The sequence below is a fragment of the Pseudomonas sp. R5-89-07 genome (assembly GCF_003851685.1).
Classification (GTDB): domain Bacteria; phylum Pseudomonadota; class Gammaproteobacteria; order Pseudomonadales; family Pseudomonadaceae; genus Aquipseudomonas.
The window spans coordinates 981117-1004931 of record NZ_CP027727.1; the positions used below are offsets into that span (position 1 = coordinate 981117).

A 23815-nucleotide genomic window follows, 5' to 3' on the forward strand; every position below is an offset into this window, starting at 1 on the left:
CAGAAGTCACAGCCCTCTGGGTTTACTGAGATCGGGTTTGCCATTCAAGTTTGGAAAACTCACCTTGCATCCATTCGATTTAAAGCCTGTACAACCCCAAAAGTCATAGCCACCGTCTCCTTTTTTCTGTCGCCTTGCGAGGGGCTGATTGCACTTGGGACAGTTGAAAGCGCCACCTTCTGTGGCTGGGCGTGGAGCGGACGCCATCGGCACACTCGGCATTCCACGTTGCTGAGACAGCTCCTCTTCCAAGCGCCTATGCAGACGTGCAACGACAGCTCCATATGTGTCTTGGCCCTGGGCGATTTTGTCCAAATCGCGCTCCAGCTCCCTTGTAAAATCGAGCTCCACGAAACTGAAGAACCCTTCCAGCTTCGCGATTGTTTCCTCCCCCAGCGGCGCCGGTACCAGCTTGCGGCTTTTTTCCTCGATCATTCCTTTGCTGGTGATGTTCTTCAAGATCGAGGCGAACGTACTGGGACGGCCAATACCGCGGCGCTCCATTTCCTTGATTAGACTGGCCTTGGTGTAGCGGGATGGCGGCTGGGTTTTCTTCTTCAGCAGTTCTCCGTTGTGCACAGAGAGGATCTGTTTTGGGCAGAGTGCAGGAACTGGGTTGCTCGCTGCCGCATCTTCCTCATCGTCCGTGTCATCACCCTTGAGCAGCTTCCGCCACCCAGGATGAAAAAGGGTTTCACCAGTTGCACTGAATCGCAGTGCCTTACCATTTGGGCCAACCGCGAGCAGTTTTACAGCACGCACGTCGAATACCGCCGCTTCGATCTGGCTGGCAAGCGCCCGGACCCAAATCAACTTGTACAGGGCGAGCTCCTCGTCGTTCTCACCGGCTTTTGCATCAGCCCAATGCGTCGGGGTAATAGCGGGGTGGCCTTCCTGCGCGCCTTCGGCGGCTTTGAATGTACGTCGCACGTCGACGGTCTTCAACCCGATAGATCTAGCTACGGTTCTAATATCCTCCATGGCCTCGTCTGGTACGTTGGGATTATCCGTCCTGTGGTAGGTAATGACGCCTTGTTCATACAATCGCTGGGCGACTTGCATGGTCTTGTCCGGGTCCCATTTCAAGGCGTTGCTGGCTGCTTGTTGAAGTGTGGAAGAGATGAAGGGCGCGGGTGGGTGGCGCTCGGCCTTGCGGTCTTCACAGGACTCGACGACGACATTACGTGTGCCGGCGACGAGTTGGGCCAAGTTGGCATCTTGAACGTAAGGAAAGTCTTTGCTCGCGAAATCCGGTACCGGTTGCCAATCTGCATACCAGGTGGTGCCCTGATTCATATTCACAAAGTTCAGACGCACACCGAAGTGGTTGACTACCTGAAAGTTACGGATCTCGCGCTCGCGCAAAACTACCAGGTATACGGCAGGCGATTGCACGCGGCCTGCAGAGGTGGGCTTGCCCATCAGTCGGCGTAGCTCCTGAGTCACCAGATAACCCACCAAGCGATCAAGTACACGCCGGCATTCTTGTGACGCGACTCTGTTCAAATCGATTTGGCGAGGATTGGCTAGAGCCTCTGCGACACGCTTCAGGGTGATTTCATTGAAGGTGATGCGTTTGTAGGATTTGACCGCCAGTACCTGCTGGATGTGCCAGCTGATGCTTTCACCTTCGCGATCCGGGTCGGTTGCGAGGTAGATTTCATCGGCCTGTTTAGCTGCGGCCTTGATGGTCCGCACGGCCTTGGCGCTCTTATCCAGGATCTCGTACACCGGTGTGTAATTTTTGCGGACGCCTGTGGTGATCATGCTGTCGTCCTGCCCTCTGGCCGGCAAGTCACGTATGTGCCCACCACTGGCGACAACCAACCAGTCTTCGCCTGGGCGCAGCTTCTTTATCATTGGCTGAAGCTTTTTCAGCTTCCCAGGTGCCTCGATGATCAATAGCTTCACGGTGTGCCCCTTCTCAATTATGCAAAGAGGGACTGTCACGTCATGGCAGGTAGGGCTTCAATGGGAAATGGTCAATGCACAACGGGGGGCTTTTAGCGGCTAGAGGTTCAGCGTCAGCTGCTGTTCCTGGGCAAAGCCCTTTAGCCACGACGCGCGCATCGCAGGATGGTGGTAAGGGCAGTCATACACCCGTAGCCCTTTTCGGGCGGCGTCAGCACCGGCTGTATGAACGGCAGTATGAGGGTTATTGAATTGCCGCCTATCTGCTGGTTTCAAAGAAGTTCGAGATTGCGCCATTGGCTATCGGTCCCCGAAGAACAGATCTATCAGACAGTAACATCACGGATAGGGCATTTTTGGCCTCAAAAACGGAAGTTTTAAACTTCTGTGCCTGAGATAGCCGAATGGAAGTATGACCCAACCTGAAAGTTAACGAATGGCGCGATTTTTTGCCAACCAATTGGCGCGCTTTATATCAATTCGTAGCTGGCTCGTCCGTCCAGTTCGCAGTTCTGATCCACGCGATGAAGTCCTGAGTTGATTGTCCGCTTTGAACACGTAATTGTTCCAGCTTACCGTATAAGTGTTCAGTCATTTCGTCGTCGTCGTCAAAGTCGACGCGGTATTCAGTATCTAAGCGGAATTCATCGAGCAAGGTGTTGAGAAATCGGCGGGCTCGCCAGGTATCAAGGTCGGTTTCTCCACGGCCTCCCATAAGATGTTCCCCCGTTCGCCACCCAACTGGAGCCCATGATGCTCGGTCTAGATCCAGGGTGAGTCCGTAGTAGTCCGGAGCATTCACTTCGCTCTCATCGAAGTATGCCCAGTACACACGGCCTAAAGCTGGGTGCTCTGCGCCAATGACAACGTACCCAGTTGGGTCCCTCAAAACATCATCCATCGGCACGTCCTACTTTATAGTGGTTTCCTGATCAGGTTGGGGGAAACGATGAGCTGTTCCCCCAACACCGACAGCTACACGAATGGGCCGAAAAATTAAGCCCCTGTTTTCAGAATTGCGGCGGATCGGTATCTGGATATTCATCCGGGCCTGGAGCTGGCTGCGGCCGCGATTCGGGTCTGTTGGACTGTTGCGAATTCTGGTTTTGCGAAGGCGCCAGGTTCACCATGGTCACGCGGTGCGGCAGCATGCCGACCCGGCTGGCCTGAATTTTCAAAGCTTCGAATTCGCCATCGTCGTTCTTCCAACGGTCCATAACTGCGCGACCGGAAACCAGCACTCGCATACCTTTCTGGAACAGTTGCGAATAATGCTCGGCGTCCTTGTGCCACCACTCCACATTCGCCCAAAAACCGCCACGATCTTCGTAGCCGCCTTTGCCATCCGGAATCGAATTGTCGAAGTAAACGTTGGCTCGCATGAGTCGACGTGGGTCTTTATTGCCGTTAGGGAATTCTTTGAATTCCGGTGCAGAACCGATATTGCCTTCCCAGCCTTGTACGGGCGTGCCCATGGGTATTCTCCGAGGTTATTGGTATTGCGTTGGGTTGTTGAGCTGCTGCAGCCGAGCGGTATACACGGCCTCTGCCTGGCCCATTTTTTCCGCGCACTCGGCGGCCTGTTTGGTAATCGAGTGCAACAAACTCATTTGCATGTTCAAGGTGATGCGCTGCAGCTCCATCACGTAAAGATCCTGCAGCATGGATTCCGGTGTTCTGGGTGAGCCCATCATTTCTGCCCAAACCCCGACGCCCATCCTCCGATCTGTCACCTGCTGCCATCTCAAAAACTGGGTACCGGCTTGGGTGTTCTGCTCAGTCAACCGCACTGGAACAAGGGTGAATGGATATCGACGGGCCTGGCTCAGCACTTCCTGGGCAAGAGCTTTTAAGTCCGATTCTTGAGCCCGGCAAAGATCGGCAAATTGGGTCAGCTCCCCCTTACCTTTAAAAGGCTTTAAAAGGCCCTTTAGTGAGGCAGCCTGTTGCAGCCGCTGAAAGGCTTCCTGTTGCAGTGGCCGGAAGGCGGTCTGTTGCAGCGCCCCATCATTGGAGGGAATCTGGCCCATACTCTTTAACCCTCAACGGAGTCATCGAGATGATCATCCGTCTCGGTTTGCTGCTGACCGCGGATGATCGGTGGCGCGAAATTCGAACGGCGGGTGCCTTCCAGGATGTCCTGTGGTAGCTCACCGTAGCGCTCGTACATTTTGCGGGCTGCTTCAGCCTTGGCATTGTTTGCAGCGAAGTCGTCGCGGGCAGCGCCTGAGTACTTATAGATCTGGGCCAGACCAAACAGTCTCCGCAGTACCGCTGCGCCCTCATCGATCCAGGTTTCCATATCGTGCCGCCCGACAAGACCAACGTGCTGGGCCAGCAGAATGCGTCTGACTATTTCGTCGTAGTTCGTCAGCAGGTACACAGCCTGAAATCCGAGGGGATTGGAGATGTACAGCGGGAGGCTGACAGGTTGGATCGACAGGTTTTCGCTAATGCTGATGGCCGGAGGAAGGGAGGCCATGGCTGTGTCCAAGCGATCTTCGATAGTCTTTAGCGCTTCCTTGGAATCGTTGATCTTTTCTTCGAGGAGGATCATCCACCAATCAGAGTAGGGGTCGTCCTGTTGGGCGCCACGAGACATTCGATTGACGACAGTGCAGAACCCTGACAGACCGATGATGCCGGCTTTGAGGTCATTTTTAGGGCGCCCCATCCATATACGTGCGGCATGATGAGTGTGAAGGGTGAGCTTCACATCGCTGCGCAGTGAACCGATGTTGAGCCGGAAGTTATCAGCCATGGTGCAGTGTTTCCTTGGGAAGAGGATTGACGTACCCATGCTGCAATTTGGCTATAGGAGACGCAGCATTAAATACGTAGCCCGATGGAAGGGGATTTGTTGGGGCTTCTATATAGGAAGAGCTGTAATTCGCCAGTGAGCTGATAGCCACTACCGATTTCGGACTCCTTCATGGAGGTGCGGGCAGAATCACTTGCAGGGCTGCCCAACCGGTGCTGAATCCTGCCAAGGTGTTGCGGGCCGCAACACTTATTCGGCTACCACCTCCGGTGCCTGATCCTGTCAGGGTGTTGTGGGTCACAACACATGCTGTGTCCCCGGCACGGATGCCGAATCCTGCCGGGGTGATGCGGGCCGCATCACTTGTAGTGCTGCCGGCGCCGATATCGGATCCTGCCGGGGTGATGCGGGCCGCATCACTTGTAGTGCTGCCGGCGCCGATATCGGATCCTGCCGGGGTGATGCGGGCCGCATCACTTCCAAGACTTCCGCCACCGGTGCCGGATTCTGACAAGGTGTTGTGGGCCACAACACTTGCCGTGTCGCCGGTATATATTCCGGTCACGACTGCTTCGCTGTGGGCCGCATTACCACGATATTCTGGTTGTCCGCCTAACATCATGGATGCGTACCCCGATTAGGCTTCAGCAGATGCAGCATTCCGCTGAGTGTGTGTTTTGCCGTTTGTATCGACTCAGGGCTACGCGGCTGAGCTACCGTCTTTGTTGGTTGCTCTGCGCCCTCTGGCGGGGCTGAAGCGTCTTGACGCTCGGGGCCCGCTTTTACCTTGTCGTCAGGGCTCCATTGGCTGTTGAAATCGCCGCGAACGGCCATGCCGACGAGCGTCATTAAGTATCCCAGCGGGTTTCGGACCCCTCCCGAGTCACATCGGTGGACCCATTGTTTGATGAGCGCCGTTTTCAACTCTGCTGGAACCTTTTGCAGTGCCAGGACCGCGTTCTGTTTTTGCTCGACCGGTAGTCGATGCAGTGCATCGAGCAAATCGGCAGCGATGTCGTTTGGTGCGGGCGGTACATGTACAGAGCTTTTACAAACATCTTTGTGTGTATCTGTATACGTACTATATGAGTTCGGATGCCGAACTAAGTCCGAACTCTGTGATTTACGGCTGAGTTCGGCATCCGAACTCGGCTCAAAAGCGAATCGCTCTTCGTCGTTTTTACTGAGTTCGGCATCCGAACTCAGTTGAGATAGAGCAATATTTTGCTGAGTTCGGATTCCGAACTCAGGCGCTTTTAGGGCGATTGGAGCTTGCGCTTTTGTCCAGGCTTGGCTGTTCATGCGGGATTCGATGATGTCCAACCGGCTGGGTAAACGCTGGCCAACATCTGAATCAGCGGCAAACTCTTTCCAGGCAATTTCCGCCACTTCGCGGATCACCTTGGTCTGGTGTTGCATGGACTGCGTGAGTAGCTGTAAGTAGTCCTTGTCGAACTCTAGAGCTTCGGAGGGTGTTACCGGTTCGTCATGAAGCAAGTAGACGTTGCCTTGTACTTGTCCACTCAGATCATTGCGCACCCGGCGTCCCAGACTTAGCCAACGGGTAAGCCGAAGGGTCACTAGTGCTTTGGATACAGTTTCACGCGAAGCCGGCCTGCCGGGTTGCATACCCAAATATGGCCTCAGTTGGTCATAGGTAGGGAACGCCGTAAGGCCGTCGTCATTGATCAGTAGGCGGAATACCTGCCAGGTATTTCTTTCAAGCGGGGTTAAGCGATCATCCAGAAGCAGTCGGCGAGGTACCGTCTCGTGTGGGTTCCCGCTGAATATAATTCCGGAGTAGGGTGCAGACCCTTCAATCCCCGGTGGCGCTGACACTTTTTTCTGAAGCAAGTGAGCTTCAAGATGGCCCGAGGCCGAGTCTAAAAGCGTCGACAAGGGCAGCCGAGACAACCTCATAGTACAGAGTCACCTTCCACCGATGTCGCTGCAGGCTGTGCAAGTCGTTGAGAGGACACAAGCTGTAGCCTCCTCGGGAGGCCAGAGTTTGAGGGAGGATAAAGCCCTTCTTTTATCCAAGACTGAATGCGATGCCAGATGATTGCCAAGCTGAGGTTTTCTTGGGGTTCATCTGCGCTGGTATCCTGTGGAGCGTTGAGTTCCTCGGCGACCAGCATGGCGATATCCAGCAAAGCGAGACTGTCCCCAAGCTCAACCTGATGCTCTTGCATAAGGTGCGTCCACCGGTACCAAAGCTGAGCGTCCATCTCCTCACTGAATTCTCGCCACCGGCCACGGCGTGCCGTCACGCCGATCATGAGGCGTTGAAGGGCTACATCCTGCGGAGACAGCCCAAAGAACTGTTGCAACATCTGAGTTGTCGCGCCAAGTCGCAGCGCACGTTCGATCATGCGCACTTCTTCATCAGAACGCTGCGCGCCTGACAAAAGTTTTTTTACCATGTCCCCATCAATGGTGACGCTGCACCAGGACACGGGAGTATTGAGCAACAAACTCAGTACTGAAGGTTGTTGGAGCTGAGCCAGTATCTCTGGCTCAAGACCCATCTCGATGCAGCGCCGAAGTTGGCCATTACGCATGTGATGAAGCACCTGTGACAGGATTGCTTCATTTATCGGTGTCTTGGACATGACGACTCCCCCTTTAGAGTCCGTGTGTTAACTGGCTGAATTCGGACCGTTGTTGGCGACTGACTGGATTTCCAGGTCAATCAAACGTCTCGCGAGACGAATGATGCGGAACAGCTTCACTAGAGCGCCGTCGCTGAGACGGCATTCACTTTCTGGGGACTGATCTTTTGTTTGAGGCTGTCCAAGCAAGATCTGGCCCAGCCCGGATGCGAATTCGAAGTCGGCTAACGCGTCGATTTGAAGCTCGGGTTGCTGCTGAATCATTTTCAGTACGATGGCCATCGAGCCGCTCAAGGACTGGAGCAGCGTCAAGGTATGCTGAGCTGTCGCAGTAATTTCGACTTCCGCTTCGGGGTGTCGGTAGCTGAACCCGACTCCACCATCAATATCGATAAATTGACCTGGGGCTTTGACCGAGCTGGCTATTTCGCGAGCCAATTGAGCAATGTGCTGACGCAGGGTCGCGGTATTGTCAATTTCGCGTTCGATGTACCAAAGGTCAGAAATGGGATTGAGTCCGCCAGCTTGAACAGGGATGGCCACCAAGGCATTGGAAGCGAAGTCGGGCAAGACCTCACCGTCAAGCGCAGCGAGCTCCCGTTTCATCTTGTCGACTCTGGGAGAAGTCTTCACAGGACTCGCAACGTGCCCATCGATACGTGCTTGGCGCTCTTGCGGGCTCATTTGATCCTGCGGAGTAGGGGCCAGTTGCTGTTGCACCCCTTGAGGTGGAGGACTTTCTATGGAGGACGTAGTCTTATGTGTGCTGCCTCCCGAAGGAGTAGGGGGTAGTTGTAGAGGGTTCTGATTAGTCTCAGTGCCATTGTTTGAAGCGTTAAGTTGAGTGGCCCCCTCAAACTGCGATGCAGGGTACTGAGGCAGCTCAAGTACCGGCGTTGAACGACGCAGTTGGTCCTGATTCTGGGTAATTTCCAGCAATATTTTCTCGTAGCCGAGGTTCAGGGGCTTTTTGAGCTGATCAATCAGTTCGTCCTGAAATCGCTGGAACAGAAACTCTTCGGCGTCTCCCTCAAACTGGGCCAGTACATCATGGAAGATCGTTTCGAAATCGAGGTTCTGCTCCTGATCTTGATAATTTCGATCCCAGCACTGAAGAGCTGTTTTGCGTAGCGCAAGCAGTTTCGAGATCCGGTCTACGCCTAGTCCGGAGTAAAGTACTGTAGGAATTGCTGGTAGTAAGTACCGAATGGTGTCCTGCATGCGACTGATGTGTGATTGTGAAACTGGATATCCGTCAGCAGCCAGCCGCCTAGCAAGTTCACGTTGAGAGATCGATTCTCCAGCTTCAGCCTCATACAACACTTTTGCTTTATCGACACCAATAGCCCGCTCAATGAACAGGAGCTGGCCTTGCAGGTCGTTTTCAGCCAAGTGGCCGGTGAGAGAGATGATTTCGCCCCGAACGGCGTCCCAGGGGCGGAATAGGCAGTGGAACTTGAAGAATTTCTCGTCGCCGGTCTCACGATACAACTCGTTTAAAATCGCCAGGCGAGTGTTGCCGCCGTTGCGGATTCGGTACTTATCTTCCCCAGGTTTACGGGTGACGGGAGGTGGGGTATCAAGTCCCCGATTTCGTATCGACTCTTTAATTTCATCGTACTTCGGGTTACGAGTCGTCCTTGGGTTTTCGTCATACGGCAGCGTTTCGTCGAGGGTCAACAGCATGGGGGTATCGACGATGGGGTCGCTCATTCGCGCTGCCACCGGCGACTTCGATTCAAACGCCGGCAGCAACAGCTTATCTTTCATGGTTTGGGCCAAAGACGGTTTCATACTCTGGCTCCTGGCTGCTCGTAAGCCGGGCTTGCCGCCAAAAGCTGGTCAATGATTTTTAAAGCACGATCAAGAGCGGCTTCAAGTTCGGCAGTTGTTTCCAGCCGATAAACAATTTCTGAATTCATCGACCTGGCGTTGTCACGTGCTTCCAACGCGATGCGTTCGCGCATCCCGTCGGGAAGGCGAATAACGAATTTTTCTTCATGCAGACGCTTTGGTTTGTTACTCATGGTGGGCTCCGATGCCTAGGGTAGAAAGTGTGTTCAGCGACGTTTCAACTGATCAGTGAGTTGGGTAGGTAACCCCTTGATGACTAATGAATTGGACGCCTCGTCGTACTCGATCTTGTCCCCTAGCAGATGCGCTTCAAAACTGATGGACAAGCCTTCGGCACGGCCGGTGAACCGACGGAATTGGTTGAGAGTGCGTTTATCCAGGGGGATTTCCGGCGACAGGCCGTAGTCCTTATTGCGGATATGGTCGTAGAACGCCTTGGGGCGATCTTCATCGATCAAGCCCGACAGTTCCTCCAGGCCCATGGGTTCACCGAGCTTGGCCTGGCTGGTGGCGTAGTCCACAAGGGCTTTGGTTTTCTCGCGAGCCGATTCGTCTGGCAGGTCTTCGTTTTCAACGAAGTCGCTGAACGCCTTGAGGAGGGTGCGGGTTTCGCCCGGGCCGTCGACGCCTTCCATGCAGCCAATGAAGTCGCTGAAATACCCCGAGATCTTCTTACCGTTCTTGCCTTTGATGTACGAGATGTACTGCTTGGACTGCTTGTTGTTCTGCCACTCGGACAAGTTGATACGCGCCGCCAGGTGCAACTGGCCAACGTCCAGGTGGCGTGAAGGAGTGACGTCCAGATCGTCAGTAACCACCACGCCTTCACTGTGATGGAGCAGGGCGACAGTTAGGTAGTCGGTCATGCCTTGCTGGTAATGGGCAAACAGTACGTGGCCACCGGTGGAGAGGTTGGATTCTTCCATCAGCTTTTGCAGATGCTCGACCGCCGTGTGGCTGAAGGCGGTGAAGTCCTGGCCACCTTCAAAGTACTGCTTTAACCAGCCGCTAAACGGGTGCGCGCCGGACTCGGCATGGAAGAAACCCCAGGCCTTGCCTTGTTTGGCGTTATAGCTCTCGTTGAGGTCGGCAAGCATGTTCTCGATGGCGACCGATTCGGATAGCTCCGAATCGCGTGCCTGGAGAACAGCTGGTGTGCCATCGGGTTTTTTGTCGATCAGGTGGACGATGCAATGACGGATAGGCATTAGATTGCCTCCTGCGAGTGTATGGTTTGAGCTCGATCAGCACGACGAATACGGGCTTTGGCATTGAGGCCTGAGCGGTAATCGCTTGCGGTTGATGAGGTGTAAATCGATCCAAGGCCAGATTTCGTGAACTTGATGTGGCCACCTTGAGTGCGAGACACCGTCCAGCCATTCGCTTCAGCAAACTTCACGAGTACACGAAGGCTCTCGCTTTTTCCGCGTAGGAGATTAGTGGTCATAGCTCTGCATCCCTGTCTGCCAGAACGTTACCGGCCTGGATCGCGATGATTTCAGCCTGGTCGCCAGGAAACTTGGTACCGAGCTCATGCAAAAAGTGACGCGTAGCCTCACGTGCTCCAGGCACGCGGAACACCACGCTGCAGTGCTGAACTTCCGCGGGGTGTTGCAAGTGAGACATGACGGCCACTTTCAGCGAGCAGCACTGGAGGTAGCGGGGCACCCAAACCGACCAGAAGTAGCTGGATAGCAAGGCGCCCGCGCAGACCAGTTCAACGGTAATTGCTGCGCTGGGCGTGTTGATCAGCTCGACGTAGCCGAGCCTCTCAAACTCCAACAGATCCTCTCGCATGCTCATGGGGACCACGGTGCTGTGGTCACGAGCAAGACGGCCGATCGCTTGAGCTAATGCATCGAGCTCCACTGGGTTGATCCCAGATTTATGGGCATGAGCCACGGCAGAGGCTTCGAACACGGCACCGGCATGGATACTAGGAAATAGCTCGGCGCTACTGTGCATCCGACACCTCCTGAAGCTCCTCGATGTCATAGCTATTGCAAGTAGGGCAAATAAGCTCGTCCACTTCACCGCCGGGTAAGGCTGGAGCGCCACTCACTTGATGTTTCGGGTGATGGCTATCGCATTGAAGGCACCAGTGAGTGATGCGGACGAGAGTATTCATCGCTGAGGAGTGCTTATTCATAGTTGAGCCCCTTGCCAGCCGGCGTTGGGACTGAGGTTGGCAAACCGGGTCTGATTGGCGATGAAGGCTGTTCGTACGGTCCCAGTTGGACCGTTACGCGCCTTGCCGAGAATGATTTCTGCAATGCCTTTGTGTTCGCTCTGAGGGTGGTACACCTCGTCCCGGTAGACGAACATAATCAGGTCAGCGTCCTGTTCAATCGCACCGCTATCACGGAGGTCTGCGTTGATCGGACGCTTATTTGGCCGTCGCTCCAGTTCTCGGTTGAGCTGGGAAAGCGCAACCACCGGGCAATTCATCTCTTTCGCTAGGGCCTTGAGGGACTGGGATATAGCGCTGATCTCGTTGGCCCTGTTTTCCTGACCTGGGCAGCGCATGAGCTGCAGGTAATCGATCAGGATCAAGCTCGGGTGTCCGAAGCGACGAGCTGCTCGACGAGATTTAGCTCTGATTACTGCAGGCGTGAGCGCTGATGAGTCGTCGATGACCAGCCGCTCTCCATATCCATTAATACGAGAAACCGCTGCAGTCAGCTTCGGCCAATCATCATCATCGAGCTTGCCCTTCAATAGCCTGCCCAGATCAATATGGCCTAGGATGCCCATCAATCGATACATCAGTGCTTTGGCCGGCATTTCCATGCTGAAAACCTGAACTGTACGATCAAGCTTTGCCTGCAGAGCCGTATCTATGAAGTTCAAGGCCAGAGAGGTCTTCCCCATAGACGGGCGCGCGCCGAGGATAATCAGGTCGGCTTCTTGAAAACCCGACGTCAGCTCGTCCAGGTCCTCCAGGCCTGAAGGCAAGCCGGTCACGGTGACATTGCCGTTGAAATGCTCGTCTATTTGTTCGACGACGTTCGTCAGGCATTGGTTGATGTTGACGAATTCCGTTGCGCTCTTGCCTTCACCCAGAGCGAACAGCTGCTGTTCAATTGATTCTTGAACATCCTCCGCACTTGCCAGCGGGTCTGTCGCCTCGCGAGAGCATTGGTATCCAAGGGACATGAGCTGTCTGAGCCGTGAGCGATTACGCACGATAGATGCGTAATGCTCTATGTTGGCTACAGACGGCGTGTTTTTGGCCAGCTCGCCCAGATAGCTCAGCCCTCCGGCTTCGTCTGGCTCCTCCAAGGCGTTGTGGACGGTGACGATGTCGAACGGAATGGACTTGTCAGCAAGGCTCGCCATTGTCCGGAATAGCAACCGATGGTCGTGTCGGAAAAAATCAGAGGCATCCAGTTTGTCCGCGACGAGATCCCAGGTGTTGTTGTCGAGCAGTAGCCCACCTAACACACCTTGTTCAGCCTCTACGGAGTAGGGCGGTGAGAGGTCAAGATGATTCATTTCCCGGACTCCTCGCCGATCTGGATAAAACCAGTGCCGTTGATTGCGTCCAGAGCTTTGACCATGTCGACTTCAACCTTCGCTGAATTGATCATGACCTGAGCAACCTCGGCAACGGCTTTGGCCCGCTCGATTTCCATAGGTCTGTCTGGATCCAGGAGGCCCTCAATCGCGACGAACAGATGATTACGTAGATCTTCAATCTTGTTTTTCATGTTCGGCCTCCCGTATGGCGCGTTTAAGCTTGCTGACGGCACGGATGGTAGATTTCAGCTCTTCCGGATACCGATGAATGGTGTTCCGCCGCATGCGTTCTGCTCTCGTCAGCAACTCCAGGTTATTGAGGGCTATATGGGCTTTGTTACCGTCCTTGAAGCACACGCACTGGTTTATAGGGACCGGCCCGTGATGCTCCTCCCAAAGCAGTACATGCACGGCTTTCCAGTCGACGGGTGGGTAACCGGTATCGGTGATTTTCTTCTGCAGATAGCCGTCAGGAGTCGTGCGCAGGCTGCCAATAGGGAGCCAGTTCTCCGGCTTATTGCCCGCCTTAAACTGCGTCTGAGTCATGCGGCCAGAGGAGGGGAGCCCCTTAAGGCCCTTATTCCATGGGACGAAACCCTTGGGAAAGCGGAATTCAGCGCCCAACTTGCCGTCAAGCCGGCCACAGAGACTACTGCGAAGAAACTCGGCGCTTTTGCTCAAACCCAGCCGTTTGGCTTTGGCATAGACCTGATAGACGCTGAGCCCCAGTTCACCGGCTAGGACCTGAGTCGATTCATCGGAATAGCGGGCAATGAGCGTGCGCTCTTCTTCCTCACTCCAAACATGGTGTTTGTGAATCGGGGCAAGCCCAAGTTGGGATCTGGCTTGTTCCAGCGCCGCCATGGCCAAAGGTGAAAGCGAATGAGTTCTCATTGGCTCCCCCCATGCCCAAGGGCTCCTTGTGACTGCTGTCCAACACCACGATGCAGCCTGGCATGCTTGCCCTGGTCCCATCCCGCTTGCAAAGAGCGGGTGTCATGACCTTTGGCTTCGATGGGCTTGATAATGGCCAGGGTTAGTTTTGGGTGATGCCATTCTAGGTAGGCTTGGATCTCCAGCGCTGTGTTGTCGTCTATCCCGCCTGCAAACTGGTTCACCTTAGAGGCGACGGCATTTAGCCAGCCCTCGGCAAACAGTTGGCCGCGGTGACGTTTGGTTTTTAGTTGGCAGCGCTTCTGCTGGGCAACATGAGCTCGTCGGGCTGCGACAAGCTGGTGATGCAGCGTTGAATAGGTGTGAGCGGCCAGCTCGGGTGAAATACCTTTCCCCAAGAACTTGAAGGACCAGCCGAGTAGCGGATTGAAGTAGGCCAAGTGGCTGCAATCGAAGGCTTGGGAGCAGATTGAGGCAAGGCTGTGCAGCCAATCCTGCGGCGCCCGACGGGTTTTGATACCCACTATGGCTTCTTCGATTGTATGGGCAGCAACTTCGGTGTGTTCCAAGTTGTACTGCTTCATCAAGTGGCGAGCTTGACGAAGTGCAGTTTCCACTTCGTTGGGGGCAGCGCCTTGTGACTTGGCAAGCGCCGTAAGTTTAGCGACCTTGTTGAGGACTTTTTGCTTGTCCATCATTCACCCCCTTCCTGTTGGAGTCGCGGGGAGAGCGCGTCTGACCACAGGCGAAGTGTTTCTTCCTCATCAGATGAGACGTGAGTCCGGGCAAGACAGTCCGCAACCTTCTGTTTCAAGGCCTCAAGGCGGTCTTGAACACTTGAGCCATCGTCGTAAGCAATCTCTTGCTCAACAGTTTGCACAACGTCATTACGCAGAGAGAGAACCGTGCTTATCCAGGAAGCACTTGGGCTGGTCCAGCCAATAAGCTTTCGAGTTCTGGCAGGCGACAGGTAATCACGGAGCCTGAGATTGAACTCCCTAGGGGAATAACCATTCCTGAAAACGTCTGCGCGATTGAGCGTCAGCGCTGTTTTAAGAATATCTAGGAGGGGGTCCAAAGCCGTTGACTCAGGAACAAAAGGTTCTAGATATGTTTCAGCTACCAGGCGTTTGGCTTCGGCATATCGAGCTTGCTGACGGCGTTTGGCTAGGCTTTCGTCGCGGCCGCGCTTTTCCTTTGCGTGCTTTATGTTCGAGTTCACTGACTCGATAAGCTTCGCGGCGTCCTGCAAAAGCTGACGCTGTTCAACGCTCAACTGAGCGCCAATCCGACCGGGTAGATGGCAACCGCTTGTCAGGGCTTGGATTTCTCGTGCGGTTCCACTTAGCTTGGCTTGCAAGCTGCGCAATTGCTGAGCGCTGTAGTACTTGCCAACCTCTAGAATGACATCTGCAGTAATACTGCGGGCGTCGGTAATGGAGGGCTTCGCCATTTCAACGACCCTCCCGCACCAAGTTGGCTACCTTTTCCTCGGTCATGGCCTCGAAGAGGTCACGCCATTCTGGAAAAAGCTCAATGGCCAAACGGCGGATGACGACTAGGGCTGCCGGGGATATGCGGTTGGAAGGCTGTCGGTATTCCAGGCGGTGTACTGGGACGCCCAGGGAAGAACCGCTACGAAACACCACTGCGCTGGGGACTACGCTATCCAGAACGTTGATTTCGTCATTGTCCTGGAAAATTTCCCGTACCGACTGCTCGATCATCTGCGCGTCGGTGGTCTGGTCGAGATTGTTGACGACGATCCGCACGGGAGGGATTTTCATGCCCAGGCGCCCATAGGCGCGCAGGCCGTCCAACATCTGCATGGTTCCCCGGCTGAACTCCCGTGCAGCGAGCATATTGGGCGGAAGTGGGGATATGACCAAATCAGAGGCTAGGACCACCATTTCGAGCATGGCCGATCTGGCGCCTTGGGTGTCAATCAGTACCAGGTCGAAATGATCTTTGAACGCCGGCATCAGGTTGGCGAGTCGCAACCGTCCATCAGGTGCTTGCAGGAGCAGGCTGTTCAGTTGGTTGTTGATGTCGTTGGAAATGACAAGCGACAGGTTTGGTATCGCGGTGCTGGATATGATCTTGGCTGATTCGGTGATATTGAATGCCAGCAGATCGTAGATGCCGCCCTGAGCTTCATCGACCAATTGGTAATACGAGGAGAGTGAGGGCTGTGCAGGATCTAGGTCGATGAGGAGCACGCGCAGACCTGCATCCGCACAAAAAGCGCCCAGGTTGGCCTCAATGGTGGTTTTGCCTACGCCGCCTTTGGTCGAAACGACCGCAGAGATTTTCATGGTTTGGAGCCTCTAATGTGGGTTCATTAGAGGCTGCGAGGCCACGGAAACAGCTATGTGTAGCGAACACGATCCTGGGCTTTGAAGCACTAAAACCAATTGTCTTTTAACCAATTGGTCGTAGGTTCGAATCCCACACGACCCACCATTTTTGAGACCAGTTAACGCTGGAATCGAATCTTAAGATCAGAGGCCAAAAGCGCTGATCGAAGAAGGCGACTGAAAGGTCGCCTTTTTATTACCGGGGTATAGCGCAGTCCGGTAGCGCGCCTGCTTTGGGAGCAGGATGTCGGGAGTTCGAATCCCCCTACCCCGACCATATTAAAAATCCTCGTATCGAAAGATACGGGGATTTTTTTTGCCTGCGAAATTCCAAAAGCACCACAAAACAGATGTGGGAGGGGGCTTGCCCCCTCCCACAATGTCTTAGTGCAGTTTCAGGCGCGGCTCGGTACCACGCCCGATCTTGCTGCCCAGCATTAGCATCGCCGTGCGGAAAACGCCGTACAGCGCCATCTGGTGCATACGGTACAGCGATACGTAGAACATCCGCGCCAACCAGCCTTCCAGCATCACGCTGCCGGTCAGGTTGCCCATCAAGTTACCCACAGCCGAAAAGCGCGACAGCGAGATCAGCGAGCCGTAGTCGGTGTACTTGTAGGCCGGCAGCTCCTTGCCTTCGATCCGTAGCTTCAGCGACTTGGCGAGCAATGAGGCCTGCTGGTGAGCGGCTTGTGCACGTGGTGGCACATTACGGTCGGTGCCCGGTTGCGGGCAGGCGGCGCAATCGCCAAAGGCAAAGATGTTTTCGTCGCGGGTGGTCTGCAGCGTCGGCAGCACCTGCAGTTGGTTGATGCGGTTGGTTTCCAGGCCGTCGATGTCCTTGAGAAAGCCCGGCGCGCGGATCCCGGCCGCCCACACCTTGAGGCTGGCCGGGATCACCTGGCCGCTGCTGGTGATCAGCGCATCGGCGGTCACTTCGCTGACGGCCGAGTTGGTCAGCACGGTTACGCCGAGCTTCTCCAGGGTTTTATGCACAGGCCCGCCGATCCGCTCCGGCAGCGCGGGCAATACCCGTGGGCCGGCTTCGATCAGGGTGATGTGCATGTTTTCCGGCTTGATACGGTCCAGGCCGTACGCGGCCAACTCATGGGCCGCGTTATGCAGTTCGGCGGCCAGTTCAACGCCCGTGGCGCCGGCACCGACGATGGCTACGCTGATCTGTTCAATGGTGTCGGTTTGTCCGGCATGGGCACGCAGGTAATGGTTGAGCAATTGTTGATGGAAGCGCTCGGCCTGCTTGCGGGTGTCGAGAAACAGGCAATGCTGCGCCGCGCCCTCGGTGCCGAAGTCGTTGGTGGTGCTGCCCACTGCAATCACCAGGCTGTCGTAGCCCAGTACGCGTGCAGGCACCAGTTCGCGGCCTTCTTCGTCGAGGGTGGCGGCCAATTGGATTTTTTTCTGCTCGCGGTCGAGCCCGCTCATACGGCCCAGTTGGAACTCGAAGTGGTTCCATTTCGCCTGGGCGACGTAATTGAGTTCGTCTTCCGAAGAATTCAGCGAACCGGCTGCTACTTCGTGCAGCAGCGGTTTCCAGATATGCGTCAGGTTGGCGTCCACCAGCGTGATGTTGGCTTTGCCGCGTTTGCCCAGGGTCTTACCCAGGCGGGTCGCTAGCTCCAGGCCGCCAGCACCGCCGCCGACGACAATAATACGATGGGTCATAGGAGTATCTCGCAAGGCTAAAAGAAATCGGAGCAGTTACCCCCGCGAGCGCCAGGCAGCTCATAGCGTCAGGTAACTCAAAAGGCGGCTCAGCAGACCGAGCCCGACCACCACCGCCAGCACCACACCGAGGAGCAGCCATGGCCTGAAAGGCTTGCGCTCGACTCTGTGCTGGGAGAGTTGCAGGTACTCTTCGACATGCTGTTGGTCATCGGGGTTCAGGCGGCTGGTCATAAAGGCCTCGTCAGGTAGACGTTGCAAAAGGGCGCCACGTTACAGCCGGGCATCAAAGGCTGATGCCCACATCGAACACTATGCTGCGGCCCAGGTTGTTGCGCAAGAAATCCGGCGCATCCGGGTGTGCGAACAGTACCCGCGCAAAGGTTGGCCCCACCAGCGACAACGAGCGCCAGCCCTGGCGCAGATATTCGGTAGGCGGTGGAAAGTGGCTGTTGAGGTCCAGCACTTCACGCTTGAGGCTGGTGAACGCGATGAGGTCCAGCTCGCCCAGCTCTATTCCGCGCTCTTTGTAGTTATGCGCTTTTTTGCGCAATGTGGGTGCCAGGCGCAACAGGAACTCATGGGCGGGAATGCGCCTTGGCTTGGCTTCGCGTCGCACCAATTGGCTCAAGGAGAAGGCGCTGCGCCTGCGCAGCAATTCGTCGCGCCATTCGTCGTTCAGGCGGCGGCCTTCGTCCAGGACAAAGAACACTTCAAAACTGGCGTCGCGAAACAGCACATCCGGCGGCTCCTGGCCGGCGGCGTGGAACTCTTCGGCGCGATAGGGCACGTTCAAGCCTTGCAACAGGCGCTGGCAGACCCAACGCTCACGCTCCCATTTGCGGGCATTGGACAGGAATGCGTTGGCTTGTTCGGCCGCTACGGTGAGCAGTCGCAAATAATCTGAGTCATCCATAGGCCTAGCTTAGCGTTCAAATGATGACCACAGGAAGACTCGCTGCGGTTCCAGTCTTGCAACAGGCTACGCTGCAACTCGGACGGTGGCGATGTAGTCTGATATCCATTAGCGACTCTGGGAACGAGGCGTTTATGTACAGGACCAACGCAACCAGCCCCATCACGGGCTGCGAAGCGGCAGGGCGGGTGAAACGGTGATCGGCGCGACGCTGTTGGCCCCGCCAACCCTGGGCATCGGCTGGCTGTTGTATATGCCGGTGATCATCTGGGCGATCTTGCGTGCGCCCTGGGTCGAATTGTTTGCCGACCGACGGCGCCAGCATTTGCTGTTCGGCACGGTGTTCGCGCTGTTCATGTTGTGGCTGGTGCGGCGGGATTTCGATACCGGAGTGTCTTACCACTTTATTGGCATGACCGCGGTGACCCTGCTGCTGGACTGGCCGCTGGCAATCGTCGGTGGGTTTGCCGCGCAGTTGGGGTTGGTGTTGCTGGGGCGTCAGGACCTTGCTGCGGTGGGCGTCAATGGTCTGTTGTTGATCGTGCTGCCGGTGCTGGTGACCGAGACCTGCGCGGTGCTGGTGGAGCGGGCGCAGCCGCGCAACCCCTTCGTGTACATCTTCTGTTCCGGTTTTTTTGCTGCCGCTTTGTCGGCGTTACTGTGCTTGCTGGCCGGCCTGTGGCTGCTGTGGTTCGACGGGCGATTTGCGATGCCGGTATGGCTGGAGGACTTTGTAGGCTACCTGTGGCTGATCATCTTTCCCGAAGCGTTTATCAACGGCATGGTGATCAGTGCCCTGGTGGTGTTCTGCCCGGAATGGCTGGAGACGTTCAACCGCACACGCTACCTCTCGGCAACGTGGAAGGACGACGATTCGCGGCCTTGATCCAGATCAAAAAACGAATGGCCTTACAGGCCCATGCTCTGCGAAATTTCAGGAGCACGAAGCATGAGTGTGTACGAATGGGCGCGGCAGGAACTGCGCAGAAGCCAGGATGCGGCACAGGAAATCGGTTTTGATCCGGGCTTGACCCTGCGCGCCATGCTCAGCGCGGTGGTGCAGCAGAGCAAGGGCGTTCGCAGCTTTGAAGACCTGGCCGACGAGTTGCAATACCTTGCGGAAAACCTCGACGACCAGCAGGAATATGCCTTTATGCGGCCTTAGTGGCGCGGCGGCAGGTCTTCGGAAAACAACTCGTCTTCGGCATCCGGCGCCACCGGGATCTTGTGTTCTTCAGCGGCCCAGGCGCCCAGGTCGATGAGTTTGCAACGGTCCGAGCAGAACGGCCGGTTGAGGTTGTCGGGTTTCCATTCCACGGGGGCGCCGCAGGTTGGGCAATCGACGGTCAAGGGTTGGCTCATGTTCGGCCTCCACGCAAAGTAAGGTAAAAGTGGTGCAGTCGCTCGACCTCGCCGTGCAGCCAGGCAAGGTCCTGGTCATTGACCAGTACGTCATCGGCATGGTTCAGGCGGTCTTCGCGGCTTGATTGGGCCTTGAGAATGGCCTGCACCTGCTGCTCGCTGATGCCGTCGCGCTGCAGGGTACGCTGAATCTGCAGCGATTGGGGCACGTCGATCACCAGGATGCGCTGGGTCATGCTGTACTGGCCGGACTCGATCAGCAGCGGTGATACCAGAATCGCGTAAGGCGACCGGGCGCGTGCCAGGTGGTTACGAATCTCTTCGGCGATCAGCGGGTGCAACAAGCCTTCCAGCCAGAGACGTTCCTGAGGAACTTCAAAAATCAGTTTGCGCAGCGCGGCGCGGTCCAGCTGGCCGTCCGGCTGCAGCACGCCGTTGCCGAAATGTTCGGCAATGCGCGCCAGCGCCGGTCGGCCGGGCTCAACCACCCAGCGGGCGGCATGATCGGCGTCCACCAGGTCGACACCCAGCCGGGTGAAGTGCTCGGCAGCGGCGCTTTTACCGCTGCCGATGCCGCCCGTGAGGCCGAGAATCCAAGGTGTTGCAACAGGAGTGGTCATTTGAAACCGACAGACTGCAAATAGAAGTCGGTTATTTGACCACCCCAGAGCAATGCAATCCAGCCGGCAATTGCCAGGCAGGGCCCAAATGGCATCGGTGCCGACACCCCCGTCTTGCGCCAGCGCATCAGCAGCAGCCCGGCGAACACGCCAAGCAGTGACGCCATCAGCAGCGTCAACGGCAGTATCTGCCAGCCACCCCAGGCGCCTAACAGCGCCAACAGCTTGAAGTCGCCATGGCCCATGCCGTCCTTGCCGGTGATCAGCTTGAACAGCCAGAACACGCTCCACAGGCTCATGTAACCAAACACCGCGCCCCATAACGCATCGGGCAATGTCGCCAGCAGGCCCATGCTGTTGACGATAAGCCCCAGCCATAACAGCGGCAGCACGAGGACATCCGGTAGCAGTTGGTGGTCCACGTCGATCAGGCTCATGCCCAGCAACCCGCAACTGAGCAGCATCACCGCACCCGCCTGCCAGCTGAAGCCGAAATGCCAGGCGATAGCGGCGCAGATCAGCGCGCACGCCAGTTCGGTGAAGGGGTAACGCGCGCTGATGGTTTCACGGCAATGGCTGCAACGCCCCCTGAGCATCACGTAGCTGAGCAAGGGAATATTTTCCCAGGGGCGAATCCGCCGATCGCAGCGTGGGCAGCAGGAATCGGGGCGCATCAGGTTGTACACCGGCCCCGCTGGCTCGGCAGGGAGGCCGAGGATTTCATGGGCCTGGGCGCGCCATTCGCGCTCGAGCATTTTGGGCAGGCGCCACACCAGCACATTGAGAAAACTGCCAACGATCAGGCCCAGCACCACCGCCAGGCCAACAAAAGCCCAGGGCTGCTCGTCCAGCAACGTGCTCAAAATGCCGAACCCAATTGAAACACTGGCAGGTACATGGCGATCACCAGCGCACCGACGATGCTCCCCAGTACGACCATGATCAGCGGTTCCATGAGGCTGGTGAGGTTATCGACGAGGGTCTCTACGTCAGCTTCGTAATGGTTCGCGACCTTTTCCAGCATGTGCTCCAGCGTGCCGGACTCTTCGCCGATGGCCGTCATCTGGATCGCCATGCCTGGAAACAGGCCGCTGGTGGCCATGGATTGATTCAACGGCATGCCTGTGGATACATCGTGGCGCATATGTTCGATTGCCTGTCTGAAGGGGCCATTACCGACGGCACCGGCCACTGAGCCCAGTGCCTGTACCAGGGGAACGCCTGCCGCAAACGTGGTTGAAAGCGTGCGGGCGTAGCGGGCGACGGCCGCTTTATTCAACAGTTTGCCTGCCAGGGGGGCTTTCAACAAACCTGCCTCCAGCGCGTGGCGAAAGCCAGGCGAAACGCGGTAGGCATGACGCAGCCCGACTAATGCCGCGCCCAGGCCCAGGGCCAGGATCCACCAGGCCCGTTGAAGGAAGTCGGAGAGGGCGATCACCCCTAGGGTAAAACCGGGCAATTGGCTGCCAACCCCGGCAAACAGGTGCCGGAACTGCGGCACCACATATATTAACAGCACAGCGCTGACCAGGCTGGCCACCACCAGCACTGCGAGAGGGTAGGTCATGGCTTTCTTGATTCTGGTCTTGAGCCGTTGGCTTTTTTCCAGGTGAATGGCCACTCGCTCAAGCAGCGTTTCCAGAGCACCTGCCTGCTCACCAGCGGCAATCAGATTGCAGTACAGGTCATCGAAATACCGTGGAAATTGGCGCAGTGTGCCGGCCAGGCTATTGCCAGCGGCGACGTGTTGTTTCAGGCCCCTGACCAGCTCGCGCAGTTGCCGGTTTTCGATGCCCTCGCTGATGATATCGAAGGCTTGCAACAGCGGGATACCCGCCCTCAGCAGCGTCGCCAACTGGCGGGTGAACAGAGCAATGTCCGCAGGCTGTATCGGCGCAGCCAGGCTTGGCCGGCCTGAGGGTTTCTTGCGCACACGCTCGGGGCAGATCCCTCGCTGGCGCAGTTGTGCCTTGATCAGCGCAGGGTCGTGGCCGGCGGTTTGCCCGCACACCCTGCGGCCTTTGCGGTTGATGCCTTGCCAGGTATAGATCGTTGAGGTGTCGTTCATGTCGCGTTCGCACAGGCAGGTTGGGAATTGATAGCTTAGTCAGAGAGCAGATGCAGGCAGGCTGGCGTTGCACGATAAAATGTCAGATTGTGCGTCTTGTATGCGATTGGCCGCGCAGGGATGAGTACACTGGCGCCGCTGCACAACACGGGGCGCAGGACGCGCCTTGTCATGGTTCTATTCTGGAGAGTGAAAGTGATGCGTCAGAAAGGCTTTACCTTGATCGAATTGTTGATCGTCGTGGCAATCATCGGCATTTTGGCCACGATTGGCCTGCCCATGTACACCAAGCACCAGGCCAAGGCCAAGTTCACCGCGGGGTTGGCTGAAATCAGCGCGTTGAAGGCCGGCTACGAGGATGTCATCAACCAGGGCACTGTGCCCAGGCTCGACCTGATCGGCGGCAACAGCCCCACCGCCAATTGCAAAATCGATGTGACAGGCGACGTAGCCACCGGCAGCGGCGCCATCAGCTGTGAAATCCTCGATGCGCCTGCGCCCGTACTGGGCAAGACCATCACCTTGACGCGCAGCGCCACCACCGGCTGGGCGTGTACTACCACGGCCGATGCGCAATACGTCGCCAAGGGTTGTGGCGCCAACGGCGCATGACGCCTATCGGGCGGTGAGCGAGCCGGTTGCCGCATGCCCGATGCGGTGCTAGCTTTAGCGCACCGCCCGTGTAGCTCAGCCGGTAGAGCAGCGCACTCGTAACGCGAAGGTCGCAGGTTCGATTCCTGTCTCGGGCACCAAGGCAACACTGCTTCAAAGGCCTGTTTCAAAGGCACTGTTTTCAGATGATCCCAGAATGGTTCTGAAGGCCAGACGAGCGGGTATTCGCGCCCACTCATTTGTATCTGCGCAACCTTGATGACCCAGATGCATCCCCATTCCTCGATCTAAGAGAACGACATGACCACAACTGAGATGACCCAGGAAGTTCGGCACCAAGCAGCCCTCGACAAATACCTCGAGGCAACGCCGCAGCTTAAAGAAGAGATCAAGGACCTGAGCGCTGACGACCAGCGTGATCAGATCCAGTGGGCATTCGAGGACGAGGCAGAGAGCCAGAATCTCCAGCCTTGGGAACTGACCCTAAAGTACACCTCTACACCGGAAGAATTCGAAGCCGAACGCCTGGTCTTGCACAAGGAGGCCGCCGAGGTGCTGGGCGTCGAATGGGAAGAGTACTGCGAGATGAACAATCTTGTAGTCTGAAAGCAGCTTGTAGGAGCGAGCTTGCTCGCGAAAAACGTTA

Annotated in this window: 30 protein-coding genes and 2 tRNA genes; 6 read left to right on the forward strand and 26 right to left on the reverse strand. The window is 56.4% G+C overall.

All coding sequences use genetic code 11. The annotated features are described in order from the left end of the window. Positions 1-6: 6 nt before the first annotated feature. The 19 genes from topA to C4J94_RS04445 all read right to left on the reverse strand — a co-directional run bounded on the left by topA (position 7) and on the right by C4J94_RS04445 (position 15866). Positions 7-1911: a type I DNA topoisomerase gene (topA, locus tag C4J94_RS04350; protein WP_124369599.1), complete on the reverse strand. Its 1905-nt coding sequence runs from the start codon at positions 1909-1911 to the stop codon at positions 7-9. Positions 1912-2010: 99 nt separating this feature from the next. Beyond that, positions 2011-2208, reverse strand: a complete 198-nt coding sequence (locus tag C4J94_RS04355) for a CrpP family ICE-associated protein (RefSeq protein ID WP_124369600.1) — start codon at positions 2206-2208, stop codon at positions 2011-2013. A gap of 178 nt (positions 2209-2386) precedes the next feature. Beyond that, positions 2387-2812, reverse strand: coding sequence for a hypothetical protein (locus C4J94_RS04360; RefSeq protein WP_124369601.1), 426 nt, complete (start codon positions 2810-2812; stop codon positions 2387-2389). A 109-nt stretch (positions 2813-2921) separates the two neighbouring features. Continuing rightward, entirely contained in the window at positions 2922-3386 is a 465-nt protein-coding gene (locus tag C4J94_RS04365) for a single-stranded DNA-binding protein (RefSeq protein ID WP_008437336.1), read from the reverse strand. Positions 3387-3401: 15 nt separating this feature from the next. Further along, positions 3402-3941, reverse strand: coding sequence for a DUF3158 family protein (locus C4J94_RS04370; RefSeq protein WP_124369602.1), 540 nt, complete (start codon positions 3939-3941; stop codon positions 3402-3404). 5 nt (positions 3942-3946) lie between these two features. Next, positions 3947-4672: a PFL_4669 family integrating conjugative element protein gene (locus C4J94_RS04375; RefSeq protein WP_060765247.1), complete on the reverse strand. Its 726-nt coding sequence runs from the start codon at positions 4670-4672 to the stop codon at positions 3947-3949. A 618-nt stretch (positions 4673-5290) separates the two neighbouring features. Continuing rightward, positions 5291-6592 (reverse strand): STY4528 family pathogenicity island replication protein, encoded by a 1302-nt coding sequence (locus C4J94_RS04380; RefSeq protein WP_124369603.1) that lies wholly within the window; start codon positions 6590-6592, stop codon positions 5291-5293. Beyond that, a complete protein-coding gene (locus tag C4J94_RS04385) occupies positions 6589-7284 on the reverse strand; it encodes a DUF2857 domain-containing protein (protein WP_124369604.1) in 696 nt (231 codons plus the stop codon). The genes C4J94_RS04380 and C4J94_RS04385 overlap by 4 nt, the downstream gene beginning before the upstream one ends. Positions 7285-7311: 27 nt before the next feature. After that, entirely contained in the window at positions 7312-9078 is a 1767-nt protein-coding gene (locus C4J94_RS04390; RefSeq protein WP_124369605.1) for a ParB family protein, read from the reverse strand. Continuing rightward, positions 9075-9311 carry an Arc family DNA-binding protein gene (locus C4J94_RS27985; RefSeq protein ID WP_032877856.1) on the reverse strand — a complete coding sequence of 79 codons (237 nt, stop codon included), beginning with the start codon at positions 9309-9311 and terminating at the stop codon, positions 9075-9077. The genes C4J94_RS04390 and C4J94_RS27985 overlap by 4 nt, the downstream gene beginning before the upstream one ends. A 33-nt stretch (positions 9312-9344) precedes the next feature. Beyond that, entirely contained in the window at positions 9345-10346 is a 1002-nt protein-coding gene (yejK, locus tag C4J94_RS04400) for a nucleoid-associated protein YejK (RefSeq protein ID WP_060763811.1), read from the reverse strand. Then, positions 10346-10585 (reverse strand): type II toxin-antitoxin system HicA family toxin, encoded by a 240-nt coding sequence (locus tag C4J94_RS27765; protein ID WP_083216575.1) that lies wholly within the window; start codon positions 10583-10585, stop codon positions 10346-10348. The genes yejK and C4J94_RS27765 overlap by 1 nt, the downstream gene beginning before the upstream one ends. After that, entirely contained in the window at positions 10582-11103 is a 522-nt protein-coding gene (locus C4J94_RS04410; protein WP_124369606.1) for a hypothetical protein, read from the reverse strand. Before C4J94_RS04410 ends, C4J94_RS27765 begins: the two co-directional genes overlap by 4 nt. 180 nt (positions 11104-11283) lie before the next feature. Beyond that, positions 11284-12633, reverse strand: coding sequence for a replicative DNA helicase (gene dnaB / locus C4J94_RS04420; protein WP_124369608.1), 1350 nt, complete (start codon positions 12631-12633; stop codon positions 11284-11286). Beyond that, positions 12630-12848: a hypothetical protein gene (locus C4J94_RS04425; RefSeq protein WP_124369609.1), complete on the reverse strand. Its 219-nt coding sequence runs from the start codon at positions 12846-12848 to the stop codon at positions 12630-12632. The genes dnaB and C4J94_RS04425 overlap by 4 nt, the downstream gene beginning before the upstream one ends. Beyond that, positions 12832-13551, reverse strand: coding sequence for an HNH endonuclease signature motif containing protein (locus C4J94_RS04430; RefSeq protein ID WP_124369610.1), 720 nt, complete (start codon positions 13549-13551; stop codon positions 12832-12834). Before C4J94_RS04430 ends, C4J94_RS04425 begins: the two co-directional genes overlap by 17 nt. Continuing rightward, complete coding sequence (locus C4J94_RS04435; protein WP_124385086.1) at positions 13548-14249, reverse strand: DUF2786 domain-containing protein; 702 nt, start codon at positions 14247-14249, stop codon at positions 13548-13550. Before C4J94_RS04435 ends, C4J94_RS04430 begins: the two co-directional genes overlap by 4 nt. Next, the gene (locus C4J94_RS04440) at positions 14246-15004 is read right to left on the reverse strand and encodes a hypothetical protein (protein WP_124369612.1); all 759 of its coding nucleotides are present in this window, start codon (positions 15002-15004) and stop codon (positions 14246-14248) included. Before C4J94_RS04440 ends, C4J94_RS04435 begins: the two co-directional genes overlap by 4 nt. A gap of 1 nt (position 15005) precedes the next feature. Next, positions 15006-15866 (reverse strand): ParA family protein, encoded by an 861-nt coding sequence (locus tag C4J94_RS04445; protein WP_124369613.1) that lies wholly within the window; start codon positions 15864-15866, stop codon positions 15006-15008. 242 nt (positions 15867-16108) lie between these two features. Here C4J94_RS04445 and C4J94_RS04450 point away from each other — a divergent pair. Then, positions 16109-16185 (forward strand) — tRNA-Pro (locus C4J94_RS04450). 107 nt (positions 16186-16292) lie between these two features. On the opposite strand, the gene C4J94_RS04455 is transcribed toward C4J94_RS04450, so the two are convergent. From C4J94_RS04455 to C4J94_RS04465, 3 genes are read right to left on the reverse strand one after another with little or no spacing between them, the layout of a single operon-like run. Then, positions 16293-17591, reverse strand: a complete 1299-nt coding sequence (locus C4J94_RS04455; protein WP_124385087.1) for an NAD(P)/FAD-dependent oxidoreductase — start codon at positions 17589-17591, stop codon at positions 16293-16295. 60 nt (positions 17592-17651) lie between these two features. Beyond that, complete coding sequence (locus C4J94_RS04460; RefSeq protein ID WP_124388919.1) at positions 17652-17825, reverse strand: DUF3094 family protein; 174 nt, start codon at positions 17823-17825, stop codon at positions 17652-17654. A 52-nt stretch (positions 17826-17877) separates the two neighbouring features. Then, positions 17878-18507, reverse strand: coding sequence for a DUF1780 domain-containing protein (locus C4J94_RS04465; RefSeq protein ID WP_016971624.1), 630 nt, complete (start codon positions 18505-18507; stop codon positions 17878-17880). Between the two features lie 196 nt (positions 18508-18703). On the opposite strand from C4J94_RS04465, the gene C4J94_RS04470 reads away from it, so the two are divergent. Together C4J94_RS04470 and C4J94_RS04475 are read left to right on the forward strand one after the other, a co-directional pair. Next, a complete protein-coding gene (locus tag C4J94_RS04470) occupies positions 18704-19393 on the forward strand; it encodes an energy-coupling factor ABC transporter permease (RefSeq protein ID WP_124385088.1) in 690 nt (229 codons plus the stop codon). Positions 19394-19456: 63 nt separating this feature from the next. Beyond that, positions 19457-19672, forward strand: a complete 216-nt coding sequence (locus C4J94_RS04475) for a hypothetical protein (RefSeq protein ID WP_003171680.1) — start codon at positions 19457-19459, stop codon at positions 19670-19672. On the opposite strand, the gene yacG is transcribed toward C4J94_RS04475, so the two are convergent. The 4 genes from yacG to C4J94_RS04495 are packed head-to-tail and all read right to left on the reverse strand — an operon-like array spanning position 19669 to position 22557. Further along, positions 19669-19869 carry a DNA gyrase inhibitor YacG gene (yacG, locus tag C4J94_RS04480; protein ID WP_065887991.1) on the reverse strand — a complete coding sequence of 67 codons (201 nt, stop codon included), beginning with the start codon at positions 19867-19869 and terminating at the stop codon, positions 19669-19671. The two genes, C4J94_RS04475 and yacG, sit on opposite strands and share 4 nt — an antisense overlap. Then, positions 19866-20489, reverse strand: a complete 624-nt coding sequence (gene coaE / locus C4J94_RS04485; protein ID WP_124385089.1) for a dephospho-CoA kinase — start codon at positions 20487-20489, stop codon at positions 19866-19868. Before coaE ends, yacG begins: the two co-directional genes overlap by 4 nt. Beyond that, complete coding sequence (locus C4J94_RS04490; RefSeq protein ID WP_124385090.1) at positions 20486-21352, reverse strand: A24 family peptidase; 867 nt, start codon at positions 21350-21352, stop codon at positions 20486-20488. Before C4J94_RS04490 ends, coaE begins: the two co-directional genes overlap by 4 nt. Then, entirely contained in the window at positions 21349-22557 is a 1209-nt protein-coding gene (locus C4J94_RS04495; protein ID WP_124385091.1) for a type II secretion system F family protein, read from the reverse strand. Before C4J94_RS04495 ends, C4J94_RS04490 begins: the two co-directional genes overlap by 4 nt. A 198-nt stretch (positions 22558-22755) precedes the next feature. Here C4J94_RS04495 and C4J94_RS04500 point away from each other — a divergent pair, with 198 nt between their 5' ends. The 3 genes from C4J94_RS04500 to C4J94_RS04510 all read left to right on the forward strand — a co-directional run bounded on the left by C4J94_RS04500 (position 22756) and on the right by C4J94_RS04510 (position 23775). After that, complete coding sequence (locus C4J94_RS04500) at positions 22756-23169, forward strand: pilin (RefSeq protein ID WP_124388920.1); 414 nt, start codon at positions 22756-22758, stop codon at positions 23167-23169. Between the two features lie 64 nt (positions 23170-23233). Continuing rightward, positions 23234-23309: transfer RNA gene (locus C4J94_RS04505), tRNA-Thr, on the forward strand. Between the two features lie 160 nt (positions 23310-23469). Then, positions 23470-23775 (forward strand): DUF6388 family protein, encoded by a 306-nt coding sequence (locus C4J94_RS04510; RefSeq protein WP_124385092.1) that lies wholly within the window; start codon positions 23470-23472, stop codon positions 23773-23775. The last annotated feature ends 40 nt before the right edge of the window (positions 23776-23815 follow it).

What these genes read in the sequence shown, in the direction of transcription:
- C4J94_RS04460 (WP_124388919.1), bottom strand. Translation starts at nt 17,825, where the DNA reads ATGACCAGCCGCCTGAACCCCGATGACCAACAGCATGTCGAAGAGTAC.
- yejK (WP_060763811.1), bottom strand. Translation starts at nt 10,346, where the DNA reads ATGCCTATCCGTCATTGCATCGTCCACCTGATCGACAAAAAACCCGAT.
- C4J94_RS27765 (WP_083216575.1), bottom strand. Translation starts at nt 10,585, where the DNA reads ATGACCACTAATCTCCTACGCGGAAAAAGCGAGAGCCTTCGTGTACTC.
- C4J94_RS04435 (WP_124385086.1), bottom strand. Translation starts at nt 14,249, where the DNA reads ATGATGGACAAGCAAAAAGTCCTCAACAAGGTCGCTAAACTTACGGCG.
- C4J94_RS04360 (WP_124369601.1), bottom strand. Translation starts at nt 2,812, where the DNA reads ATGGATGATGTTTTGAGGGACCCAACTGGGTACGTTGTCATTGGCGCA.
- C4J94_RS04510 (WP_124385092.1), top strand. Translation starts at nt 23,470, where the DNA reads ATGACCACAACTGAGATGACCCAGGAAGTTCGGCACCAAGCAGCCCTC.
- C4J94_RS04355 (WP_124369600.1), bottom strand. Translation starts at nt 2,208, where the DNA reads ATGGCGCAATCTCGAACTTCTTTGAAACCAGCAGATAGGCGGCAATTC.
- C4J94_RS04385 (WP_124369604.1), bottom strand. Translation starts at nt 7,284, where the DNA reads ATGTCCAAGACACCGATAAATGAAGCAATCCTGTCACAGGTGCTTCAT.
- C4J94_RS04430 (WP_124369610.1), bottom strand. Translation starts at nt 13,551, where the DNA reads ATGAGAACTCATTCGCTTTCACCTTTGGCCATGGCGGCGCTGGAACAA.
- dnaB (WP_124369608.1), bottom strand. Translation starts at nt 12,633, where the DNA reads ATGAATCATCTTGACCTCTCACCGCCCTACTCCGTAGAGGCTGAACAA.
- C4J94_RS04380 (WP_124369603.1), bottom strand. Translation starts at nt 6,592, where the DNA reads ATGAGGTTGTCTCGGCTGCCCTTGTCGACGCTTTTAGACTCGGCCTCG.
- C4J94_RS04370 (WP_124369602.1), bottom strand. Translation starts at nt 3,941, where the DNA reads ATGGGCCAGATTCCCTCCAATGATGGGGCGCTGCAACAGACCGCCTTC.
- C4J94_RS04445 (WP_124369613.1), bottom strand. Translation starts at nt 15,866, where the DNA reads ATGAAAATCTCTGCGGTCGTTTCGACCAAAGGCGGCGTAGGCAAAACC.
- C4J94_RS27985 (WP_032877856.1), bottom strand. Translation starts at nt 9,311, where the DNA reads ATGAGTAACAAACCAAAGCGTCTGCATGAAGAAAAATTCGTTATTCGC.
- C4J94_RS04440 (WP_124369612.1), bottom strand. Translation starts at nt 15,004, where the DNA reads ATGGCGAAGCCCTCCATTACCGACGCCCGCAGTATTACTGCAGATGTC.
- C4J94_RS04465 (WP_016971624.1), bottom strand. Translation starts at nt 18,507, where the DNA reads ATGGATGACTCAGATTATTTGCGACTGCTCACCGTAGCGGCCGAACAA.
- C4J94_RS04495 (WP_124385091.1), bottom strand. Translation starts at nt 22,557, where the DNA reads ATGAACGACACCTCAACGATCTATACCTGGCAAGGCATCAACCGCAAA.
- coaE (WP_124385089.1), bottom strand. Translation starts at nt 20,489, where the DNA reads ATGACCACTCCTGTTGCAACACCTTGGATTCTCGGCCTCACGGGCGGC.
- C4J94_RS04365 (WP_008437336.1), bottom strand. Translation starts at nt 3,386, where the DNA reads ATGGGCACGCCCGTACAAGGCTGGGAAGGCAATATCGGTTCTGCACCG.
- C4J94_RS04455 (WP_124385087.1), bottom strand. Translation starts at nt 17,591, where the DNA reads ATGACCCATCGTATTATTGTCGTCGGCGGCGGTGCTGGCGGCCTGGAG.
- C4J94_RS04390 (WP_124369605.1), bottom strand. Translation starts at nt 9,078, where the DNA reads ATGAAACCGTCTTTGGCCCAAACCATGAAAGATAAGCTGTTGCTGCCG.
- C4J94_RS04475 (WP_003171680.1), top strand. Translation starts at nt 19,457, where the DNA reads ATGAGTGTGTACGAATGGGCGCGGCAGGAACTGCGCAGAAGCCAGGAT.
- C4J94_RS04375 (WP_060765247.1), bottom strand. Translation starts at nt 4,672, where the DNA reads ATGGCTGATAACTTCCGGCTCAACATCGGTTCACTGCGCAGCGATGTG.
- C4J94_RS04425 (WP_124369609.1), bottom strand. Translation starts at nt 12,848, where the DNA reads ATGAAAAACAAGATTGAAGATCTACGTAATCATCTGTTCGTCGCGATT.
- C4J94_RS04500 (WP_124388920.1), top strand. Translation starts at nt 22,756, where the DNA reads ATGCGTCAGAAAGGCTTTACCTTGATCGAATTGTTGATCGTCGTGGCA.
- C4J94_RS04410 (WP_124369606.1), bottom strand. Translation starts at nt 11,103, where the DNA reads ATGCACAGTAGCGCCGAGCTATTTCCTAGTATCCATGCCGGTGCCGTG.
- yacG (WP_065887991.1), bottom strand. Translation starts at nt 19,869, where the DNA reads ATGAGCCAACCCTTGACCGTCGATTGCCCAACCTGCGGCGCCCCCGTG.